Genomic DNA, 21,097 nt, shown 5'->3' with positions numbered 1-21,097 from the left:
GACGTGCCGGACGGTCAGGCCGGGTCCTGGGGCAGGACCGGTCCCCCGATGCGGCGCGAGTGGCCCCGGTATAGGGCGACGAGCGTGCCGTCCTGCGTGCGCACGTCGACGTCGTAGACCCCCGAGCGGTGACCCTGGTGGGCCGCGCGGGCCTCGGCGGTCAGGACGTCGCCGGGCTTGGCGGGTGCGGGGTAGGAGATGGTCGCCGACGTCGACACGGTGACGTGGTTGCCGGCGTTGGCCGCGTACGCGAGTGCCGTGTCGGCGAGCAGATAGGTCATCCCGCCGTGGCAGATCCCGTGGCTGTTGAGCATGTCCGGACGGACCGTCATGACCATGCGGGCGTAGCCGTCGGCCACTTCTTCGACGCGGATGCCGTGCGCCTGGGCGCAGGCGTCGCCGTCCATGAGGTGGACCGCCACGCGGGCCGCGAGGGAGTCGTTCACCGGTTCCTGAGAGACGAGCACAGCCCCGCCTTTCCCGTGTCTGCGAACGACCCCGGGAGTGGCCGGTCCATCCCGTGAACCCGGCTCCGGAATTCAATAATCGCTCGCCATCGTGCGTTAACTGCTACATCTTCACGCCGATGGCCGTATCACTGTCAAGGGTGTCGAGGATCACGAATGAGCTTTGAGCTGTGGTTTCCCAGGGTCCGGCACATCCGGCTGCCCCATTGCAGCCGGATGTGCCGCTTGCCGCCCGATGTGCCGCCCTCAAACCGCCTCAACGACCTCCCCGGGCTCCCTGTCCTCCGCGGCGTCCAATGCCGCTTCAGAGGCGGCCACCGCCGCCACTTCTGATGTCACCCCCGCAGCGGCGTTCTGGAACTGCGTCCGGTGCAGTTCCGCATACCGCCCGTCCGCCGCCAGCAGCTCCTCGTGGGTGCCGCGCTCCACGATCCGCCCGTCCTCGACGACGAGGATCAGGTCGGCGGCGCGCACCGTGGACAGCCGGTGGGCGATCACGACGGCGGTGCGGCCGTCCAAGGCCTCGGTGAGGGCCTCCTGCACGGCGGCCTCCGAGGTGTTGTCGAGGTGGGCCGTGGCCTCGTCCAGGATGACGACGCGCTGTCGGGCGAGCAGCAGGCGGGCGATGGTCAGGCGCTGGCGTTCGCCGCCGGAGAGCCGGTAGCCGCGTTCGCCGACCACGGTGTCCAGGCCGTCGGGCAGCGAGCGGACGAGGTCCTCGAGGCGGGCGCGCCGCAGCACGTCCCACAGTTCGTCGTCTCCGGCGTCGGGCCGGGCGAGCAGCAGGTTGGCGCGGACCGTGTCGTGGAAGAGGTGGCCGTCCTGGGTGACCATGCCGAGGGTCCCGCGCAGGGACACGGCGGACAGGTCGCGTACGTCGACTCCGCCGATGCGTACGGCCCCTTCGTCGGCGTCGTACAGGCGCGGCAGCAGCTGCGCGATGGTCGACTTTCCCGCTCCCGACGACCCGACGAGTGCGACGGTCTGGCCCGGCTCGGCGCGGAAGGAGACGCCGTGCAGCACCTCGGCGCCGCCGCGGGTGTCCAGCGAGGCGACCTCCTCGAGGGATGCGAGGGAGACCTTGTCCGCGGACGGATAGCCGAAGCGGACGCCGTCGAACTCGACCGACACCGGTCCCTCCGGGATGCTCCGGGCGTCCGGCTTCTCCTCGATCAGCGGCTTGAGGTCGAGGACTTCGAAGACCCTCTCGAAGCTGACGAGTGCGCTCATGACCTCGACGCGGGCGCCTGCGAGGGAGGTGAGCGGCGCGTAGAGGCGGGTCAGCAGCAGGGCGAGCGAGACGACCGCGCCCGGCTCCAGGCTGCCGCGCAGCGCGTAGAACCCGCCCAGGCCGTAGACCAGCGCGAGAGCGAGCGCGGAGACCAGCGTGAGGGCGGTCATGAAGGCCGACTGCGCCATGGCCGTGCGCACGCCGATGTCCCGTACACGGCTGGCGCGGGCAGCGAACTCGGCGGACTCCTCGTCCGGCCGCCCGAACAGCTTGACGAGGGTGGCGCCGGGTGCCGAGAACCGCTCGGTCATCCGGGTGCCCATGGCGGCGTTGAGGTTGGCTGCCTCCCTCTGCATCTTCGCCATCCGGCTGCCCATACGGCGTGCGGGCACGACGAAGATCGGCAGCAGGACGAGCGCGAGCAGGGTGATCTGCCAGGACAGGGTGAGCATGACGGCGAGCGTGAGCAGCAGCGTGACGATGTTGGCTACCACCCCGGAGAGGGTGTTGCTGAACGCCCGCTGCGCGCCGATCACGTCGTTGTTGAGCCGGCTGACGAGCGCCCCCGTACGTGTGCGTGTGAAGAAAGCGACCGGCATCCGCTGCACATGGTCGAAGACCGCCGAACGCAGATCGAGGATCAGCCCTTCGCCGAGGGTCGCCGACAGCCAGCGGCCGAGCAGGCCGAGCCCCGCCTCGGCGAGCGCGATGAGGGCGATGAGCCCGGCGAGCCGGACGACCGTGCCGGAGTCCTTCCCGGACACGATCGCGTCGACGACGCGTCCCGCCAGGACCGGCGTGGCCACGGCGAGCAGCGCGGTGGCGATGCTGAGCAGCACGAACAGTCCTATGCGCCGCCGGTGGGGGCGGGCGAAGGCGGCGATACGGCGCAGTGTGGCGCGGGCGAAGGGGCGGCGGTCCTGCTGCGCGTTCATGACGCTGTGCAGCTGCATCCAGGCGGTGGTCTCCATGCTCATGAGTAGGACGGTAGAACCTCAAGCAACCTCGAGGTCAAGTGGCCGGGGAAAGGTCGTGACCCGGACGTCAGCCCCTGTCTGCGCGCCCGCAACCCGGAGTTGGGACGGTATGGGAACCTCTGGCGATGTGACCGCCGTACGAGTGCGACGCCCTGAAGGGCTCCCCCGGCGCCTGCCCGTGCGGGAGGTGCTCTGCCTGCTTCCCCTGGCCCTGGTGCTGGTCGTCGCGGTGCGCCACTGGCCGGTGCTCGTGGAGGGGTTCCGCAGGCTGGCGGGCGCCGAGTGGCCGTGGTTGCTCGCTGCGGTCGGGGCCACCTGTCTCACGTGGGTCGCCGCGGCGTTCACACGGCAGGGCGCGCTGGTCGAGCGGCTGCCGTCGCTCCGGCTGCTCGCCACGCAGTTCGCGGCGGGCGCGGCGAACCATCTTCTGCCGTCGGGGCTCGGCGCGGGCGCGGTGAATCTGCGGTTCATGGCGGTGTGCGGGGTGCCGCTCGCCCGTTCATCGGCCGCCCTGGCGCTGTATCTGCTGGCCGAGTCGGTCGGCCGCGTCGGCCTGCTGCTGATGCTGCTGTTCGCGTTTCCCAACGCGCTGCGGCTGGGGACTCTCCTCCCCGACGGGGCCGTGGGACCGCTGCTGGCCGCCGCCGGTGCGGTGCTCTGTGCCGCGGTCGTGGTGCTTCTTGTCGTACGCCGCCTTCGTACGGCCGTGTTCTCCTTCCTCCGCACCGCCCTCGGCGAGGCTCGCGGTGTGCACACCCGGCCGGCCCGTGCCCTGGCGCTGTGGGGCGGCTCGCTGGCCTTTCCCGCGCTGCAGGCGGCCGTTCTCGTGGCGGTCGGACAGGCGCTGGGGCTGCGGATTCCGGTGGCGCACATGGCGGTCGCGTATCTCGCGGCGACGGTCGCGGTCGCCCTGGTGCCCACACCGGGCGGCCTCGGCTCGGTCGAGGCCGCGCTCGTGGTGGCGCTGGTCGCGGCGGGCGCGCCGGCGGCCGTGGCGACCGCCGTGGTCCTGGCGTTCCGGATCATCACGGTCTGGCTGCCGCTGCTGCCGGGGGCGTTGGTGCTCGGCGCGCTGGTACGGCTCAAGGTCATCTGAGCCGTACGAACGCCCGCAGCCGTTGGCGGAAAGCGGTGCGGCGGTGACGCGCGGATACTGGACGGCGAGTGGACGAGGACGACGCCGGTGACCGGCCGTCCCGGACGCGGAGGTGTCCTTCGATGTCTGATCACCTGCCCATCGCCGTCGGCGTGGACGGTTCCCCCGAGAGTCTGGCCGCCGCGGACTGGGCGGCGCGCGAGGCGCGGCGCCGCTCGCTCGCGCTCCGTCTGGTGCACGGCTGGATCTGGCAGGCGCACGACATGCCCGCTCCGCGAGACCTCCAAGCCCAGAAGCAGTGGGCCCGCACCATGCTGAGCGACGCCGAGTTCGCTCTGCGGGCCCGTCATCCCGGGCTGACGATCACCTCCGAGGAGCTCTCCGGCCCGGCGTCCGAGGCACTGGCGGAGCACGCGGAGCACGCCGAGATGCTGGTACTGGGCTCCAGCGGGCACGGAGCCGTCGCCGGCTTCGTGCTGGGGTCCGTCGGCCTGCGGGTGCTCGCCAGGGCGAAGGGTCCGGTGGTGATGGTGCGGGCCAACGAGCAGTCCACCGCCGAGCACGACGCCGACGAAGTGGTCGTCGGCGTCCAGGATCTCGCCGAGCCCGCCGGACCGCTGCTGGACTTCGCGTTCGCCGCGGCGGCCGCCCGCGGGGCGACGCTGCGCGCCGTGCACGCCTGGCGTCTGCGGCCCGTGTACGGATACGGCGAATCCGCCGAGGAGATGTCCGCCGGCGGGAGGGAAGGCGTGCCCGCGCAGAAGGAGCGCGCCCTCGCCGCGGTCCTGGAGCCGTGGCGGAAGAAGTATCCCCAAATCGATGTGGAACAGACCGTCGACCTGGCCTACCCGTCCGGGGTCATGCTGGACGCCGCAGCCCAGGCCGGGCTCCTGGTCGTCGGCCGCCGGATACGCCGCCTCCGTCTCGGCATGCGGCTCGGCGTGGTCGCCCATGCGGTGCTGCACCATGCGGCCGCGCCTGTGGCGGTCGTTCCGCACGCCTGACAGTGACCGCCGAGCGGCCGGGTGCTCCGTAGAGGACCCGGCCGCGGGCATCCGCGTAGTCCGCCTCGTCAGGAGCCGCGCACCGCGATCTCCCGGCCGGAGATGCTCACCGTCTCGATCCGCACCCACATGTCGCTTTCGCCGCCCGCCCAGGGCGCGGTGTACGCCCGCTCCTGAAGCCGGCGTACGTCATCGGGGTCCGTCACGGCCCGGGCGTGGCCCCGGACGAGCACGCTCCAGCCCTGGCTGAGCGCGTCGTCGATCCGGTCGATCTCGAAGCCGACCTCGGTACCGGCGGCGGCCGCCGGCTCCGTGCCGTGCGCGGTGCAGTAGACGACCGCCCCGTCGATGACGCTGTAGTTGACCGGCATGATGACCGGCCCCATGGGGGTGGGTATCGCGAGTCGCCCGACGCCGTGCGTGGCCAACCGCGCCCGGCACTCCTCGGGGCTCAGCTCGACCAGCTCGGGGTGGTAGGCCGCCCGGCCGGTGCCCGGTGGGAGATCGGCGTCGCCGCCGCACAGGGCGGCCACCGTGGTGTGCAGAACGTCGGCCAGCCTGATGAGGATGCCGATGCCGGGGGCCGCTGCGGGATTCTCCTCCAGGTACTGCAGATATCCGGGCGCCGTGCCCGCCCGGACGGCCGTTCCCTTCCGGGTGAGCCCGAGTTCCTCGCGTCGCCGCTGGATGCGGCGCCCGATGTCACCCCGGGCCGTCCTCGCCCCCGCGGACCCCGCGTTCGAACGCGTCTGCTCGGACACGGCCGGTCACTTCCTTTCGTCGGACCCTCTGACCAGCAGGGCGTCGTGCTGCTCCGCGAGGACGACCTTGAGCGCGCCGGTCTCGGCGGCCCGGGCGAAGACGTCGTACGCCTCCTCCATGGCGTCCGGCGGGAAGGTGTGCGTGACCAGGGACGACACGGGCAGGCGTCCGGCGGCCAGCATGCGCAGCAGGGTCGGCGTCGAGTGCGTGTCGACCAGCCCGGTGGTGATCGTCACGTCCTTGATCCACAGGTCTTCGAGATGCAGGGTCGCGGGCTTGCCGTGTACGCCGACGTTGGCCACGTGCCCGCCGGGGCGCACCATGCGGGTGCACAGCTCGAAGCTCTCCGGCTCGCCCACCGCTTCGATGACCACGTCGGCCCCGAGGCCGTCGGTGAGGTCGGAGACCAGCTCGTCGGGCCCCTCTTCGGGGGCGGCCACCGCGTCGGCGCCGAGGTGTTTGGCCGCGTCGAGGCGGGTGGGCGCGAGGTCCACGGCGATGATCCGCTCGGGCGAGTACAGCCCGGCCGCGGCGATCGCGGCGAGCCCGACGGGTCCGGCGCCGACGACGGCGACGGTGTCCCCGGGGCGTACGCAGCCCTTCAGCACGCCGACCTCGTAGGCCGTGGGGAAGATGTCCGCAAGCAGCACGGCGTCCCTGCTGTCCATTGCGCCGGGCAGGACGTGCAGGGACATGTCGGCGTGGGGCACGCGGACGTACTCGGCCTGCGTGCCGTTGATCAGGTGGCCGAGGATCCAGCCCCCGCCGCCGCGGCACTGCCCGTACATCCCTTCGCGGCAGAAGCGGCAGCGGCCGCAGGCCGTGATGCAGGAGACCAGCACCCGGTCACCGGGGCGGACCGAGCGTACGTCGCCGCCCACCTCGACGACCTCGCCGACCGCTTCGTGCCCGAGGACCGTACCGGGCTGCACCTCCGGCACGTCGCCCTTGAGGATGTGCAGATCGGTGCCGCAGATGGTGACAACGTCGACGCGCACGACAGCATCGGTGGCGTCCTCGACGTCGGGATCGGGAACGTCCTCCCAGGCGAACTGCCCGGGGCCGTGGAAAACCATTGCCTTCATGACGCCCTCCTCCTCCCCCTCCGACCCTCCGTCCCTCCGTCGAAGCCGCCCGCACAAGCACCGCGTCCGGGTGCCGACTACAGGGCCTCCCCCGCATCCGAGAGGCACATGAACAGGCTCCCACTGGCCACCGAAGGGGACCATTCGGCCCTTTTCAGATTTTCCGGCCTCCCACCGACCCCGGCTTCCCCGGTGGCCAGGCCCGACACCTGGATCCAGCCGTCGGACCGCCTGCGATCAGGAGGTACGTGGGGCGGCACGTGGCACCCCACCTGGCATGGTCCTCGCCGAGATGCCGAGCAGGTGGAGCGGTGCCAGCCTGGAGACGCAATGGCACGTTCGGAGCAACCGTCCGAGAGAGCGGGCGCTTCTCAGGGCGTTTCTGCGGAAGGAGCCACGACATGGCCACTCATGTCAGCGGCGCAGGCAGGGGACAGGGCCGCGCGGCAGCGGGCGTAAGTCCCTGGGTAACCGGGTGGACCGCTGCCGCCGCGGTTTTGATGGTGTTCGGCGGCATCATGGCGATCTTCGCGGGCATTGCGGCGATCGCCAACGACAACGTCTTTATCGTCAACGACAGCTTCGTGTACGCGTTCAACCTCACCGGCTGGGGCTGGGTCCACATGATTCTCGGTGTGGTCATCACCATCGCCGGTGTCGCGCTGTTCACCGGCGCCCCCTGGGCCCGGGTCACCGGCGTGGTACTCGCCGGCCTCAGCATGATCGCCAACTTCGTCTGGCTGCCCTATGCCCCTGTCTGGTCGATCGTGCTGATCGTCATGGACGGCTTCATCATCTGGGCGCTGTGCTCACCGCGCCGCGAGGAGGCGACCTAGAGCCGTACTGCCGTCCGTTGCTCTGACCCCGGCAGAACCACGGCCACCGCCACCGCCGCCGGGCTCCCGCCACGCCGTCCCGGGCGCTGAAGCGAGACCGCTTCCCGAACCGAGCAAGGCCCAAGTCAGGCAAGGAGATGCCGACATGCGGGCACGGCTCTGTCCGTGTCCGCATGTCGGCTGTCCGGAGCTGTCGGTTGTCCGGGGGGCGTGCCCGGCCGAGTGGAAGCCCCTCGCTCGACGGCTCCCTGCGACGGCTCGCCACCAAGAAGCCCGTACCGGACAATGAGGACACCTCGGGGGTCTCGACGAGAGACAGTCGCATGGACCGCTATCCGCCCATCGCCGACCACGGCCTCGTGGGAGATCTGCAGACCGCCGCGCTCATCTCGGCGCAGGGAGTCGTGGACTGGTTCCCGGCACCGCGCTTCGACTCGCCCAGCATCTTCGCCGCCCTGCTCGACCACGACGACGGGGGCCACTTCGGCTTCGCCCCCGATCTGCGCGGCAGCAGCTGCAAGCAGCTCTACTTCCCCGACAGTGCCGTGCTCGTGACCCGTTTCCTGTCCCCCGACGGGGTCGGCGAGGTCTTCGACTTCATGCCGCCGAACGACACGGACACACCGTCCGACCGGCACACCCTGTTCCGGCTCGTACGGGCGGTACGCGGCACGGTCCACTTCGAGCTGGAGTGCCGGCCGCGGTTCGACTACGCCCGGGCCCGCCACGAACTATCCCTGGACGGGGAAGCGAACGGCGAATCCGTGGCCATGTTCCGCGGCCCGGGCATCACCGCGTATCTGCAGAGCAGCTTTCCGCTCGAGCGCGACCAGGACGACGTCCGCGGCCGGGTCACCCTGAACGGCGGCGAGTCCGCGGCCGCCGTGTTCACCGTGTGCGCCCCGGACAGCCCGCCGCCCCCGCCCGTCACGGCCCATTCGGCCACCGAGCAGCTGTGGGCGACCGTCGACTTCTGGCAGTACTGGATCCGTACCTCCCGCTACCGCGGCCGGTGGCCGGACATGGTCCACCGCTCCGCCATCACACTCAAGCTCCTGACGTACGCGCCGACCGGCGCCCCCGTGGCGGCGGCCACCACCGGCCTGCCCGAGCAGGTGGGCGGCCAGCGCAACTGGGACTATCGCTACACGTGGATCCGGGACGGTGCACTGTCCGTACGAGCCCTGCTGGACCTCGGGTTCGTCGACGAGGCGGCCCGCTTCACCCGCTGGCTCGGCGACCGGATGCGCGCGGAGGCGGACGGCGGCGGCGAACGCCTGCAGATCATGTACCGCGTCGACGGGGATCCCCGGCTGCCCGAGGAGCTCCTGCCCCACCTGGAGGGCTACCGCGGCTCCTACCCGGTGCGCGTCGGCAACGCGGCGACCGGGCAGTTGCAGCTCGACATCTACGGAGAGGCGCTGTACGCGCTCACCGAGGGCCGGGGGGTGGGGGTTCAGGTTGATTACCACGACTGGAAGGGCCTCGCCTCGACCCTGGACTGGCTCGCGGACCACTGGGACCGGCCCGACGAGGGCGTATGGGAGACGCGCGGCGGGCGCAAGGACTTCACCTTCAGCCGCGTCATGTGCTGGGTCGCCTTCGACCGGGGACTGAAACTGGCCGCCGAGTACAGCCGTCCGGCCGACACCGCGCGCTGGACGGCCGCTCGCGACACGATTCTCGACCAGGTGATGGAACGCGCCTGGAGCGACAAGGAACAGGCTCTCGTCCAGCACTACGGCGATGACGTACTGGACGCCTCCCTCCTGCTCATCCCCCGGCTCGGCTTCCTCGCCCCCAGGAGTCCGAGCTGGCTCTCGACGCTCGACGCCATCGACCGCACGCTCGTCTCGGACAGCCTCGTCCACCGCTACGACCCGGCCGCCTCACCCGACGGCCTGCAGGGCTCGGAGGGCACGTTCAGCCTCTGCACCTATCTGTACGTCGACGCCCTCGCGCAGGCGGGCCGGCTGCGCCAGGCCCGGTACGCCTTCGAGAAGATGCACACCTACGCCAACCACGTCGGCCTCTTCGCGGAGGAGATCGGCCCCAGCGGGGAGCAGCTGGGCAACTTCCCGCAGGCGTTCACCCACCTCGCGCTCATCATGGCCGCCACGACGCTCGACAGGGCGCTCGACGAGGCGTGGTACGGGCCCGGCGCGACCCGTCGGTGAGGCCCTCGCCCGGGAGTCCCTCGCCCGGGTCAGGGGAATGCCCGAGTGGCCCGACCACGTTGAGGATCATAGGGTGAGCTGGAGATCTACCATTGAGTAGGAACGTTCTCCCGTGAAGGACTTTCACAGGGCTCCGCGAAGGGGTACCGCAGGCTTCCGTGGAGGAGCGCCGAAGGTCTCCTTTGGAGGAGCGCCCTCAGGGCGAGGTAGGTGCTGGCGATGGCGCTGCTGTCTTCCTTCATCGCAGTCGCGGACCGGCCGGGCCGCACGGCGCGAGCGGCGGCGGCGTACGTCCGTCGCCACCTGATCGCCGGACAGCCCCAGTCCGATGGTGCGGGCCGCCATGAGGCGGGGACCGTTGTGGTTCCGCCGAGCGCGGCGTCCTTCGTGGAGGGCCGTGCCGCAGGCCTCGGGCCGGTGACTGTGGCGTACGAGCGGCAGGGCGCCGGGGAGCCTCTGGTCCTGCTGCACGGACTCGGCTACCACCGGCAGGCCTGGGGCGCGGTCGTGCCGCTGCTGGCCGACTCGCACGACACGATCGCCCTGGATCTTCCGGGCTTCGGAGAGTCACCGGACCTCGATCCGACCGTGCCGCGCGACCTGGAGACGGCTGCGGCCTGGCTGGGTGCCGTATTCGAGGAGCTGGGAGTGACCAGGCCGCATGTGGCCGGTCACTCGCTCGGCGGACTGATCGCGCTCCGCCTGGGCCAGGCCGGGCTGGCACGCAGCGTGACGGCAGTGGCCCCGGCCGGGTTCTGGACCGGCGCCGAGCGGCGGTACGCCTACGCCATGCTGACCGCGGCACGGCAGGGCGTGCGGTTGCTGCCCGACGAGGCCGTGGCCTGGCTGGCGCGGAGCCCGGCCGGACGCGCCGCCCTGACCGGCACCCTCTACGGCAAGTCCGGCGTGTGCCCGCAGGAGACGGTGCTGGCTTCCCTGCGAGCGCTGCGGGACGCGGCGGCGTTCGGGTCGACCCTCCGGGCCGGCCGCGACGGAGTGCTGTTCAGCGGCGACATCCCCGGTGTGCCGGTCACCATCGCCTGGGGCACCTGGGACCGTGTCCTGCCGCCCTGGCAGGCCTACCGGGTCAAGGCCATGATCCCCGACGCACGGCTGGTGCCGCTGCCCGGCTGCGGTCACGTGCCGATGAACGATGCTCCCGAGCTGGTCGCCCGCGTCATCCTGGAAGCAGCCGGCCTTCCGCAGGACGCTCACTAGTTCAACCAGTTCGCCCAGCTCAACAGTTCAACCAGTTCGCCCGGTTCAACAGTTCAAGCACGTACGCCCAGTTCAGCGGCGAACGGTCCTGGCTGCCCCCCTCACGAACTGAGGGTCCGCCAGATCCGCCGATTCCGGTGTGGTGCTCACGCTAAGGGGTACCCAATCGCCGCACAGCCGGACAAATCTCCGACGGAGGTGAGCTGTATGACTCATCGAGATGGGCGAACGGGAACTGACCGTCAGCGGTGAGTTCAGGGAGCGCGGGGACGCCGGCAGCGGCGCCGCGGCACCCGCCGCACCGGCCGCACCGGCCGCTTCGAGTACCGGACCGTGCTGCCCGGCGACATGACCCCAAAGTGCGTCAACGCGCCACTCCGCGACGGCGCACTGACCATCACCGTCCCCACGGCGGAGACGACGAAGCCCCGCCACACCGAGATCACAGCCGGAGACTGACACCGACACCCCGGTGCGTCCTGACAGCCGGTACGGATCCCTGCCCTGGCGGCCCCCACCCTCAGCGGTCACCATGCAGGGCACCGCCACTCGGCGGTGGCGCAACCACCGCAGCCCACGCGCACATCCCCCGGCACAGCACCATGGCCACAGCCCACAACAAGAGGCCGTCAGGGATGCGCCGAATACCGACCATCTGCTCGCCGAGCGGTCCTCGGCAGCTGCCACCGGACGGAACCGTGCCACGACCGCACGGCTGTGCCGTACGGACAGCCGCTCCTCGCACACGGCGGGCACACCAGCCGCCCGAGACCACCAGGGAAACACGCCATGACAGTGACGACCGATGTCCTCATACCGGCGTTGGAAGACGCCCGCGAGGCCCATGCCGCGGTCATCGACCGGTTCCGCTCCGACATGGCCCTCACCCCCGACGGCCCGCACCGGCAGGCGCTGGAACGCCACGTCGCCGACGCACAGGACCACATCACCCGTATCGACCACCATGTCAGCGACATCCGCCCCCACAACCCGCTGCGCAACGCCGCCGGCACGGTCCGCACCATCGCCAGAGCCACCGTCCGCACGACCACACTGCCGCTCGAGATCGGCGCGTCGATCGCGGGCCGGACCCTGCACGGCAGGCACCAGGCGGACGAACGCCGCCTGCTGAAGAACGCCGAGGACGAGTACGCGATCACGGCCCGGGCAGTGGCCACCTGCCGTGCCGGGGAGAGCATCGCCGCCCAGACCGACGACGGAGAGGCTGCCCGCCTGCTCGCCTCTCTGCGTCGCCAGGACGAGAAACTCCTGGACGCCCTCAAGGACAGCGTCGTCGAGCACGCACGTGCCGTGGCGACGACCGACGGCGGCCGAGCGGAGGAGTCCGACGGAGGCCTGACCGGGGCGGCCACCCGTGTGGTGCTCACCGCTGTCGAGCGACTGCGCGACGCCGCCCAGACCGGTGGGAGGCAGACGGCACGCACGGCCACCGACGCCATACGCAAGGTGCCCGGCATGACCGGAATGGCCAAGGAGGTCCAGGGCGCCGCGGCCCGCGAGGACGACCTGCCGCTTGCCGACTACGGCGCGCTCACCGTCGCCGACATCACCCAGCGGCTGCGTACGCTCCCCCAGGACGATCTCACCGTGGTCGAGGGCTACGAGCGTGCCCACGCCAACCGGGCGGGTGTCCTCAACGCCATCGAGCGGCTGCGCGGCGACCAGCCGTGGCCCGACTACGACACCATGAACCTCGACCAGGTCCACCGGCGGCTGCGGACCGCCGACCCGGCCCTCGCCCTGGAGACCCTGGACTACGAACGGCGCCACCGGCAGCGCAAGTCGGTGATCAGCGCCGCCCGACAGCGCACCACCACCTGACCGTGCGCGGTCGCGGGACGGCCGGCCGCATCGCGCCCGGCCGTCCGAAGACCCGACGTCGCGGGCTTGGCGCCGGCCGTCCTCCGGTCACCCGGCGGGCCCGAGCAGGGACTCCACCGGAGCCGCCCGGTATGCCGCGGTGCCGCGCATCCCGGCGAGGAACTCGTCGAGTTCTGCCATGCCGACGGGAGGCGGGATCGGATGCCGCTCGGGGAGGGCGGCGAGCGCGCGCCGGCAGGTCAGCGTACTTCCGAGATCCCCCGGATAGGCCCGCTCGTCCACGCCGATGGTCCCCCCACTCGTCCGGGCGTACCGTCGGGCGAGCCCGCGCCAGTGCTCCACCGGGACCAGACCCGCCGAGCGCAGTCCGTTGGAGAACAGGTTCACATGAATGCGCTGGTACGGGTCGGCGTGCGTCAGGTAGTCGGTGGCGCAGCGGTACGAGGGCCGGGTGGTGAACTGGAGCCAGAAGGGCACGACACCGAGGCGCAGCGCCCAGTACGGCTCCCACTGGTTGTACGTCTCGATGAGCAGCCGGTCATCCGGCAGGCCGCGCCTGCGGTACCACCAGCGGTGGAACTCGGCGACGAGCGGGCTGAGATGCTCGGGCTCGCCGATGGTGATGCGGCGCACCTGGTATCCGCAGCGGCGCGCCAGCTCCAGGACGTCGTCGGTGAGCGCGGCGTCGTAGCCCCATTCGGCCTCCGGATACAGCTCGTCCGGCGGCGGTGCGTCCCACTGCCGGACGCTCGCGCCCTGCTCGGCGAGGTGCCGGGCGATCCGTTCGCTGCCGCCCATGTACTCGTCGGCTGTCATCCCGCCCAGCGCGCCGAACTGGAACCGGTACCGCTCGCCCAGCACGGACATCGGCCAGGTCAGGGTGCAGTCGACGACGAAGATCGCCGCACCGGGGGCGAGTCGGCGCTCGAGAAAGCTCTGCAGGGTGACCCCGAGCCTGAGCCGCTTGAAGCGGAAGTAGGCGAACCGCACGATCATCGCCCGGTCCTGGTTCGGGTCGTGCATATGGCACAGCGCCAGGTCGGGGTTGGCCTCCACCATCCGGCGGCCGAGTTCCCGGCCGGCCACCATCGCCGCCCGGGGCCGGTCGGGATCGAGCCGGGTCCGCACCGGCACGAGGTAGGTCTGTGGAAGCACGGGCGCACCCAGGGCTGCGGCCAGGTGGACGGCGGCACCGCTGCTTGCCCCGATGAACACGGCCGGGTAGGGGCCGGTCCCGTACTGCCGGGCGGTCCACGCCGCCAGGTCCTCACTGGTCAGCCCCTGCACGGTGGAGCCAGGCGCGCCCTGCATACCCGCAAGGAGGACGTACGCGCGGCGCCGCGCGCGTGAGGGGAGGCGGGAGAGCACGTCGGCCAGCCACGCGGAGCCCGGTCCCATGGCGAGGGCGGGGAAGTCCTGGCCGCGCAGAGACCGGCTCACGGCCCGCACCTCCGCCACGGAGGAGTCGAAGTCGCACAGGCAGCGGGCCGTCCGCAGGTGCTGGAGCACGTGGACCGGGTTCCCCCCTCACGGGGGCAAAACTGGCCACATCGGTCCCACAAAGGCACGTGCGCACAAGCAGCGACGGCCCGCCGGGGCGATCGGCGGGCCGTCTTTCATGTGGGGTGGTGGCGTCTAGGAGGCGGTGGGAGTCCAGTTGCCCAGCCAGTCGGCGATCTCCTGGTCGGCGGCCTGCGCGTCCGTCAACTGCGGGCGGTCGCTGCTCGCGGCGCCCGCGCCGGGGCCGGTGTTCTTGTACTCGGCGAAGCGGTCGTCCTTCCAGGAGAAGCCGCCCATGTCCGACCACGGCGTCGACTTGACGGCGTTGCTGAGGGTCGAGTTGCGGACGGTGGTCTGCGGGTCGAGGGACGCGTCGCCGCCCGCGTGCCAGTTACGGCCGAGGTAGAAGCTCCCGGCGGACACGTCACCGTTCACCGTGGAGTTGGTGATCAGGAACCCCTTGCGGTCGGCGGGGGTGCTGGGCGCCGTGACGTAGCCCGCCGAGGTGCCGTCCCAGCGCTTCTTCAGGGTGATCACGGAACGGTCGATGACGGCACTGGCCCGGCCGAAGATGAAGTCGACGTTCCCGACGACGTAGGAGTTCCTGACGTAGACCCGGCCGAGCTTGTCCGAAGCGGCGGTCTCCAGTTCGAGGGTGTCCTGGTCTCCCGTGATGATCACGCTGTCGAGGAAGACCTTGTCGGCGCCGGTGCGCAGGGCGACGGCCTGGTGTCCGGCCGCGTTCTGGTTGGCCTTCTCGTCGAAGTCGTTGGACACCGTGAGGTTGCGGGCCTGGAAGTCGTCGGCCTCCACCGCGACGGTGGCGCTTCCGGGCGTGCCGTAGGTGCCGCCGCCGGGCTTGGTGGTGCCCGCTGAGTTGTTGTAGACGATGACGGTGTCCTTGCGGCTGCCGCCCGTGCCCTGGAGGGTGACGTGGGGCTTGGTGGACGGAATCTTCACCGTCTCCCGGTAGGTGCCGGGCTTGATGGAGATGACGACCCGTGAGGTGTTGTTCGCCGGTACGGCGTCGACGGCGGCCTGCACGGTCTTGTACTGGCCGGAGCCGTCCTGGGCCACGGTGAGGGTGGTCGCCGCAGCGGCGGTGGTCGTGGCCGTGGCCGTGGCCGTGCCGATGGTGGAGCGTGGCCCTGCACCCGACTTCACCTTCGACGGGACGTCGGCGGCGCTGTCGAGGGTGTAGCTGTAGTACGTCTTCGGGTCGAAGGCCGTGCCGCCGCTCTCGTTGCGGCCGCTGGTGCCGGAGAACACGTTGCCGCGCTGCACCAGAGTGGCCGTGCTGTCCTTGATGACGGGGTTGTTGAAGCCCTGGAAATAGCTGTTCTCCAGGACCATCTTGGTATTGCCGCGGGAGTAGTTGCCGTAGGACGAGGTGATGTCCGTGCCCGGGTCGTCCTGCAGGTAGTTGTTGTACAGGTGCGCGTGCGCCGCGTTGTCCGTGGACGGGTTGCGCTGTTCGGTCTCGCGGAACCAGTTGTGGTGGATGGTGATGTCGGTGACGACGTTCTCGGTCCAGCCGATGCCGAAGGTCTTGTTGTTGTTGCTCAGCTTGTTCCAGGACACCGTCACGTCGGTGGAGTCCTTGCGGACGTCGATCAGGCCGTCGGCCATGTGCCGCAGGTCGTTGTGGTCGATCCAGACGTGGTGCGCGCCGTCCATCTGAATGGCGTCGAAATCGTGTTCCTTGTCGTTCCAGATGCCCTGGTAGGAGTCCCGGATCGTCAGGTTGCGGATGATGACGTTGTGCACGCCCTGGCCGAGGAAGAAGCCGCCGCCGACGATGTGGCCCGATGTGCCCGAGCCCACGATCGTCTTGTCGGAGGCGACCTTGATCTCCTTGCCGACGGGGTCCATGTTGATCGTCGCGGCCACGACGATGACGTACGGCTCCGAGGCCGTGGCGTACTTCTCCAGGTCGGCGAGGGTCTTCACTGTGACGGTGTCGCCGTCCCGCCCGCCGTACGTTCCGTTCTGGCCCAGCGCGTTGACGGAGGCGAAGCCGTCGGCGACGTCGTCGGCCCAGGCTGCGGTCGTGGCCGCCGAGGCCTTGGGCTGTGCGTCCTCGCCGAAGACACCGAAGACCGTGCCGTACGACAGGCCGACCGCGGCGACCAGCGCCATCGGCACACCGACCGTCAGACCGAGCCTGCGCCTGCGGTGCCGCGCCTTGTCCTGAGTTCTTTCCATAGCGTCGTCTGCCCTGCTGTGTATGGGGGGTGATTACGCAGGGCAGTCGCCGCCGGGTGGCGGAAGGTTGCCGCTCAGGCCGCGGCCGTGGCCTCGGGCCGGTGAGCGTCGTGGAGGACTCGGCAGACTTCGCTCACGACCCTGCGGTGCAGCGGAAGCGACACGTGGCCCACGGCCCGTACCGGGATGTTGCTGGTTTGCAGGTCCGGATGGTCAAGCCTGGCGCTGGAGGTGGGGATGACCAGCTCGTCGAGATCGCTGTGAAACGCGACGAAGCGGGTCGGGCATCCGGGAGCCGGCTCCGCGAGCTCGGTGAGCAGGTCACTGCCCGGCCTGAGCTGCCGTATCACCGGGTGCGGCAGCGGCAGCATGGCGACCAGCGTGCCGTGATGCGGCGCGCCGAGGGTGACGAGTGTGTCCACGCGCGCGTGGCCGCCCAGACGTTGCACGTAGTAGCGGGCGATCAGCCCGCCGAGGCTGTGCCCGATCACATGGACTCGCTCGTGCCCTCCGCGCTCGCACAGCCGCTCCACCTCCGCGGCCAGTCTCCTTGCGGCGCTTCGGACGTCGGTGGTGAGCCAGCTGTAGTTGGGCACGGTCACGTGCGGGAAGCCCGCTCGGCGCAGGTCACGCCGGAGGACGTGGAAGATCGCCCTGTTGCTGCTCATGCCGTGCACCAGCACGACGGGGATGTCATCGGCGGCGGCCCGCTCACGGGCCGTACGGGCCGGCGGAGCAGCGTCGTCCGACGGCTGGACGGCCCGGAGGCCGGGTGTTGCCTCCTCCTCGCCGAATCCGAACGGATACAGGGCCAGTGCCGTGGTCATCGCCGCCATCTCCACGGCCGCGGCGCACACGGCACCGGTGAGCACGCGGAGCGGGAAGACGCTCATGGCGCGGAAGTACAGGCAGACGGGGACACGGCGTCGGCGGCGCCCGCGGCGGTGATGCCGCGGAACGTTCGTCTGTCTCGCGTGTTGGGGCATGCGAAAAGAAGCATGGGGCGACTCCCTGCTGCCTGTCGGATGAGGTGCCGGATGCGGACCGGGACCGGAATGGGCCGGCGCGCGAGGGGCGTGTCTCCGAGCCGGAGCCTTCCGGTGCCGTGCGCGTGTGTGGGGCGCGGACGGGGGAGGGCTGGGCGGCGACGGGTCAGGGTGCCCCGCTGATTTTCACGTTGCGCTCGGGGGTCCACCGGGCAGAGATGAGGACTCGACATCCGGCCGTGGCGGTTCCGCTCGAGCAGGTTGCGAGGACGTTAACCACGAGTTTCAGGCGTCGACAAGAAGACGTGATCCACCTCACGCCAGAGCCTTTTGCCGTGCCTGAATTGGCATTTGACATCCGATTTGTCGCCTCACGATCTGGAGCGGGCCGCGGGCTGTGTGTCACCGCTGCCGCGTGTTCCCCCGACCGCCGCTCGCTGTTCATGCTCACGTCAGTCTTGGGGAAGAGGCGATCAAGCACCCGGCGACACAATCCGCGGGTGGCCGAAAATCCAATCCCCCTGCCGCCGGAGGCAGTTCCCTCGGATGCTCCTGCCTGGCTCTCCCCTGACGCCGACCGCTGGCGCGCGCTGGCGCCCGGTCGATGGGCGCACCCGTTTCCGGCCGTGCTCGCCTTGGCGCTCGCCTGCTTGGCCGCGCTCCGGCTCGCCGGGGACGATGCGTACGTCTGCGACGACGCGGGCGCGTGCACTGCCGACTGGCTCGGCACGGTCATGGCGGCGCTGATGTTCACCGTCCTGTACCGCGGCATCTGGCGGCTGCCCCTGCCGACAGCCGTGATCCTGCCCGTCCTGACCCTGTGGGTGCTCCTCGATCCGGACACTCCCACCGCCGCCGGCGTCGCCGTGGCCGTTGGGGCCTGCTACGCCTGGCTCGGCTGTGTGCGACGGCTCGCCGCCGCCCGCCGGCAGCGGCAGCTCGCGCTGGAGATCGCGGGCCCCGGCCGGTATCCACTGCCCGAAGCGGCGACGACGATCCGGGCCGATGGCGACCAGCTCGGCTGCGGCATCGTCGTCGGCGTCGTCGCTCTCCTCGGGCTCGCTGTCGGCACACTTGGCAGCACACCGTTCATGGATGCCGGGTCCTGGCAGGCGATCGCGGTCGTGGGCACCGTCGCCGGCTGCCTGAGCATGGCGCACTACGTGCGGGACCGGCATGGCGCCGTTGCACTCCGCCGCGGCCCGCTGCCCGCGCTGCGTGTGCTCGTACGCGAAGGCGGCGGTCACAACGACCGGCGCACGTACGTCTTCCCGGCGGACGACCTGGATGGCCGCCGTCCGGTCCTCGGCTGTTACACCCGGCTCGCCGGCAGGGAGTTCAGGGCTCCCGTGCACAACCGGCTGCGTGAGGCGGTGCTGTTCGGCCCGCCCCACCCCGGCGGCGGCCTCGTCCTCGTCTCGTCCGACGGGCAGGAGACTCCGCGGCTGTGCGTCGAGTACGCCACCGCATCGGCGCGCCAGGAACCGCCGACGGGCCTGCCCGAGCAACCGGAGCCCGGCGCCGCCCCGGTGAGCTGGGGGCCGGGTACCGGAAACCGGCTGTTCGCATTGGTCCTCGAAGCCGCGGTGATCTCCGTCGTGGCCGCTCTCTCGGTTCATTCCGGTGTGGTGCCCTTTCCGGCCCGCGTGTTCCTCGCCTTCCTCGTCCTCGGCGGGACGTACTACATCGCGACCCAGTTCAGTTGGCGTGTCACGGCGGACGGTTCGGGCCTGTGGGTGGTGAGAATGCGTCGGGTCAAGCACGTGCCCTGGAGCGAGCTCAGCCATGTCTGGCTGAGGGACCGAGGGTTCAACATCCAGTACTCCGCGGGCGGAGACCGCAGCATCGAGGTCTACGGCGTCGTCGCAGCGTCCTGGCTCAATCGCCGCTTCCGCCGCAGGCCCGAGGCCCTGCGGGCCGTCGACGGCATCCGTGCGATGCAGGCCGACCCCGCCCTGCGCCCCACCGAGGAGAGCGCCCCTGAGGACAGGGGCAGGCCCGTGGGGGTGCCCCTGCTCGTCATCCATGCTGTGGCAGCGCTCGCGCTGCTGGTGTACGGCTGATCCGCGCGGATTCAGGGGCTCTGGAGGCGGGTTGCGGCCCCGTCAGGCGCAGCCCCGACGGCGTTGTCAGTGGCTCCCTCTAATGTGGTGATCACTGCTGAACCGCGGCGGGAAACCGCTGGTCAGCGGCTGATTCTGCATGGGGTGGACCGGTGCGCCGGTGGACGTGGAAAGGGTGGGGCGATGCGGCGCTGGGAGTATGCCGAAGCAGGCTCGTCGAAGTTCTGGGAGGCCGAGGCCGACGGCGCCAACGTGACCGTGCGCTACGGGCGTTGCGGCACCGAGGGACGGACGCAGATCAAGGAGTGCGCGTCCTCCGAGGAGGCAGCGGCACACTTGCGGAAGAGCATCGCGGCCAAGGAGCGCAGGGGTATCGGGAGGTCGGTGCGGCTTCTTCCGCCGCACAGCAGGGCGCCCCGGGGGCGGACGAAGGTGACGCGGCCTCGCCGAGCAGCGAGCCGGTGGCCGACGAGGACACCTTCGTACTGCCGAGCGCGTGGCGCCGGCACCTGCACCCGCGCCGGGGCGGGATCCGCCGGAAGCCCGCGGCGCCGGTCAAGGGCGCGGCCTGGGAAGCGGACCGGCGGCTCCGCCACGGGGCGGGCTGAGTGTAGGAGTTCCTGGACAGCCCCTCAGCGACGCGGACCTGGTGGAGGCCGCCGTGGTGCATCGCGGCGGGGCGGCCGACCCGGTGGGGGCGGCCGTGCTGGCGGCCACCTCCGCCCCCAGGCCCCGCCCTCGCGTCCCGCCACCTGCTCGGCACCACGCTGTCCGCGCTGGCCACGGGCAATCTGGTCAGCGAGACCGCACGCCGCACGCCGAGCCGGAGGCTGCCGCTGACCCGTGGTCGCCTGGCCGCCACCACAGTCACGCCGGTCGGCCGGGCCTGGTCGGAGCTGCCCGAGCCGCTCCTCGTGCGTGATGTCGCGCGGCACGCGGCATCGGTCGGCGGACGGCCGCCACGGTTGATCCGGGCACGGGTCGAAGCGGAGTCGGTGCGGGTCGTGGAGCTCTCGGAGGTCGAGCGGATCGGCTACGACCCGGCCGAGCAGCACCTGGAGGCGACCGTCCGGGACGCCACCGGCCATCCGGTGCTCGTCCACGCCACCCACAATCCACTGTGCCCTGACGCTCTGGATGCCCTCGCCGAGGCCCTCACCAGGGACGACGTGCAGTACGTGAGCGGAGCCCTGCACCATGCGCGGGGCCGGGTCGGCATCACCCCGTTCGCCCTCCTCAGCCCCGAAGGAGTGCTCGTCCCCGACCTCGCCACCGCAGCGGCAGCGCCTGCGCTCCCGCCCACCGAACCCGCCCCGCCCGACCCCACAGCCACGGCCCTCGAAGAGGCCGTCACCGCTCTGGCCGACGCGGCCCACCACGGCCTGCGCCACGTTCCCCGCTCGGCGCTCGACCGGCTCCGCGAAGCCGCGGACCATCTGACCCGCACCGGCCTTGCCGAGTCGTCGGCACGGCTGAGAGCGCTCCTCGACGCGCTGCGGCACGAGGACCGCGACATGGTCACGAAGGCATGGACCGATGCCTGCATACGCCTGCATATAGCCGCCGAGGTCACGGCTCAGGAGTGACCTGACCCGGCACAGGACGCCCCACAAAGCACTGCAGGGTGGTACGGCGTGCCGGTGAAGGC

General features: G+C 71.1%; 16 protein-coding genes and 2 pseudogenes. 11 read left to right on the top strand and 7 right to left on the bottom strand.

Annotation, left to right across the window (positions count from 1 at the left end; genetic code table 11):
* Positions 1-14 precede the first annotated feature (14 nt).
* On the bottom strand, positions 15-467 hold the full coding sequence (paaI, locus tag ABT009_RS03155; RefSeq protein ID WP_351288940.1) for a hydroxyphenylacetyl-CoA thioesterase PaaI: 453 nt from the start codon (positions 465-467) through the stop codon (positions 15-17).
* 246 nt (positions 468-713) lie between these two features.
* On the bottom strand, positions 714-2,669 hold the full coding sequence (locus ABT009_RS03150; protein WP_351289516.1) for an ABC transporter ATP-binding protein: 1,956 nt from the start codon (positions 2,667-2,669) through the stop codon (positions 714-716).
* Positions 2,670-2,784: 115 nt separating this feature from the next.
* Between ABT009_RS03150 and ABT009_RS03145 the strand changes: the two genes are divergently transcribed.
* Positions 2,785-3,771 (top strand): lysylphosphatidylglycerol synthase transmembrane domain-containing protein, encoded by a 987-nt coding sequence (locus ABT009_RS03145; RefSeq protein ID WP_351288938.1) that lies wholly within the window; start codon positions 2,785-2,787, stop codon positions 3,769-3,771.
* A 122-nt stretch (positions 3,772-3,893) separates the two neighbouring features.
* Positions 3,894-4,775: a universal stress protein gene (locus ABT009_RS03140; RefSeq protein WP_351288936.1), complete on the top strand. Its 882-nt coding sequence runs from the start codon at positions 3,894-3,896 to the stop codon at positions 4,773-4,775.
* A gap of 68 nt (positions 4,776-4,843) precedes the next feature.
* Here the strand turns inward: ABT009_RS03140 and ABT009_RS03135 are convergent, their stop codons facing one another.
* Positions 4,844-5,536, bottom strand: a complete 693-nt coding sequence (locus ABT009_RS03135) for a helix-turn-helix domain-containing protein (protein WP_351288934.1) — start codon at positions 5,534-5,536, stop codon at positions 4,844-4,846.
* A gap of 6 nt (positions 5,537-5,542) precedes the next feature.
* Positions 5,543-6,622, bottom strand: coding sequence for a zinc-dependent alcohol dehydrogenase family protein (locus ABT009_RS03130; RefSeq protein ID WP_351288932.1), 1,080 nt, complete (start codon positions 6,620-6,622; stop codon positions 5,543-5,545).
* Between the two features lie 401 nt (positions 6,623-7,023).
* Here ABT009_RS03130 and ABT009_RS03125 point away from each other — a divergent pair, with 401 nt between their 5' ends.
* The 5 genes and pseudogenes from ABT009_RS03125 (at position 7,024) to ABT009_RS03105 (ending at position 12,695) form a co-directional block, all read left to right on the top strand.
* Positions 7,024-7,458 carry a DUF7144 family membrane protein gene (locus ABT009_RS03125; protein WP_351288930.1) on the top strand — a complete coding sequence of 145 codons (435 nt, stop codon included), beginning with the start codon at positions 7,024-7,026 and terminating at the stop codon, positions 7,456-7,458.
* A 323-nt stretch (positions 7,459-7,781) separates the two neighbouring features.
* Complete coding sequence (locus tag ABT009_RS03120) at positions 7,782-9,635, top strand: glycoside hydrolase family 15 protein (RefSeq protein WP_351289514.1); 1,854 nt, start codon at positions 7,782-7,784, stop codon at positions 9,633-9,635.
* 219 nt (positions 9,636-9,854) lie between these two features.
* Positions 9,855-10,853 carry an alpha/beta fold hydrolase gene (locus ABT009_RS03115; protein ID WP_351288928.1) on the top strand — a complete coding sequence of 333 codons (999 nt, stop codon included), beginning with the start codon at positions 9,855-9,857 and terminating at the stop codon, positions 10,851-10,853.
* A gap of 315 nt (positions 10,854-11,168) precedes the next feature.
* Positions 11,169-11,312 (top strand): annotated as a pseudogene (locus tag ABT009_RS03110) (Hsp20 family protein); the annotation flags it as partial.
* 330 nt (positions 11,313-11,642) lie between these two features.
* Positions 11,643-12,695 (top strand): hypothetical protein, encoded by a 1,053-nt coding sequence (locus tag ABT009_RS03105; protein WP_351288926.1) that lies wholly within the window; start codon positions 11,643-11,645, stop codon positions 12,693-12,695.
* Between the two features lie 87 nt (positions 12,696-12,782).
* On the opposite strand, the gene ABT009_RS03100 is transcribed toward ABT009_RS03105, so the two are convergent.
* From ABT009_RS03100 to ABT009_RS03090, 3 genes are all read right to left on the bottom strand, one after another.
* Positions 12,783-14,204, bottom strand: a complete 1,422-nt coding sequence (locus ABT009_RS03100; RefSeq protein WP_351288924.1) for a hypothetical protein — start codon at positions 14,202-14,204, stop codon at positions 12,783-12,785.
* A gap of 126 nt (positions 14,205-14,330) precedes the next feature.
* Positions 14,331-16,400, bottom strand: coding sequence for a pectinesterase family protein (locus ABT009_RS03095; RefSeq protein WP_351288922.1), 2,070 nt, complete (start codon positions 16,398-16,400; stop codon positions 14,331-14,333).
* A gap of 74 nt (positions 16,401-16,474) precedes the next feature.
* A complete protein-coding gene (locus ABT009_RS03090) occupies positions 16,475-17,293 on the bottom strand; it encodes an esterase/lipase family protein (protein ID WP_351288920.1) in 819 nt (272 codons plus the stop codon).
* Between the two features lie 593 nt (positions 17,294-17,886).
* On the opposite strand from ABT009_RS03090, the gene ABT009_RS03085 reads away from it, so the two are divergent.
* The 4 genes and pseudogenes from ABT009_RS03085 to ABT009_RS03070 all read left to right on the top strand — a co-directional run bounded on the left by ABT009_RS03085 (position 17,887) and on the right by ABT009_RS03070 (position 21,035).
* Positions 17,887-19,449 (top strand): hypothetical protein, encoded by a 1,563-nt coding sequence (locus ABT009_RS03085; protein WP_351288918.1) that lies wholly within the window; start codon positions 17,887-17,889, stop codon positions 19,447-19,449.
* Positions 19,450-19,632: 183 nt separating this feature from the next.
* Positions 19,633-19,809: pseudogene (locus ABT009_RS03080) on the top strand (WGR domain-containing protein); the annotation flags it as partial.
* A gap of 101 nt (positions 19,810-19,910) precedes the next feature.
* Positions 19,911-20,057, top strand: coding sequence for a hypothetical protein (locus tag ABT009_RS03075; RefSeq protein ID WP_351289566.1), 147 nt, complete (start codon positions 19,911-19,913; stop codon positions 20,055-20,057).
* 306 nt (positions 20,058-20,363) lie between these two features.
* On the top strand, positions 20,364-21,035 hold the full coding sequence (locus ABT009_RS03070) for a YehQ C-terminal OB-fold domain-containing protein (protein ID WP_351288916.1): 672 nt from the start codon (positions 20,364-20,366) through the stop codon (positions 21,033-21,035).
* Positions 21,036-21,097: the final 62 nt, after the last annotated feature.

The sequence above is a fragment of the Streptomyces sp. NPDC002896 genome (genome assembly GCF_040295225.1).
In the GTDB taxonomy this organism is placed as follows: Bacteria; Actinomycetota; Actinomycetes; order Streptomycetales; family Streptomycetaceae; genus Streptomyces.
This window is presented reverse-complemented; position numbering and strand designations above follow the sequence as displayed.

What these genes read in the sequence shown, in the direction of transcription:
- ABT009_RS03115 (WP_351288928.1), top strand. Translation starts at nt 9,855, where the DNA reads ATGGCGCTGCTGTCTTCCTTCATCGCAGTCGCGGACCGGCCGGGCCGC.
- ABT009_RS03095 (WP_351288922.1), bottom strand. Translation starts at nt 16,400, where the DNA reads ATGGAAAGAACTCAGGACAAGGCGCGGCACCGCAGGCGCAGGCTCGGT.
- ABT009_RS03140 (WP_351288936.1), top strand. Translation starts at nt 3,894, where the DNA reads ATGTCTGATCACCTGCCCATCGCCGTCGGCGTGGACGGTTCCCCCGAG.
- ABT009_RS03150 (WP_351289516.1), bottom strand. Translation starts at nt 2,669, where the DNA reads ATGGAGACCACCGCCTGGATGCAGCTGCACAGCGTCATGAACGCGCAG.
- ABT009_RS03105 (WP_351288926.1), top strand. Translation starts at nt 11,643, where the DNA reads ATGACAGTGACGACCGATGTCCTCATACCGGCGTTGGAAGACGCCCGC.
- ABT009_RS03125 (WP_351288930.1), top strand. Translation starts at nt 7,024, where the DNA reads ATGGCCACTCATGTCAGCGGCGCAGGCAGGGGACAGGGCCGCGCGGCA.
- ABT009_RS03130 (WP_351288932.1), bottom strand. Translation starts at nt 6,622, where the DNA reads ATGAAGGCAATGGTTTTCCACGGCCCCGGGCAGTTCGCCTGGGAGGAC.
- ABT009_RS03090 (WP_351288920.1), bottom strand. Translation starts at nt 17,293, where the DNA reads ATGAGCGTCTTCCCGCTCCGCGTGCTCACCGGTGCCGTGTGCGCCGCG.
- ABT009_RS03120 (WP_351289514.1), top strand. Translation starts at nt 7,782, where the DNA reads ATGGACCGCTATCCGCCCATCGCCGACCACGGCCTCGTGGGAGATCTG.
- ABT009_RS03145 (WP_351288938.1), top strand. Translation starts at nt 2,785, where the DNA reads ATGGGAACCTCTGGCGATGTGACCGCCGTACGAGTGCGACGCCCTGAA.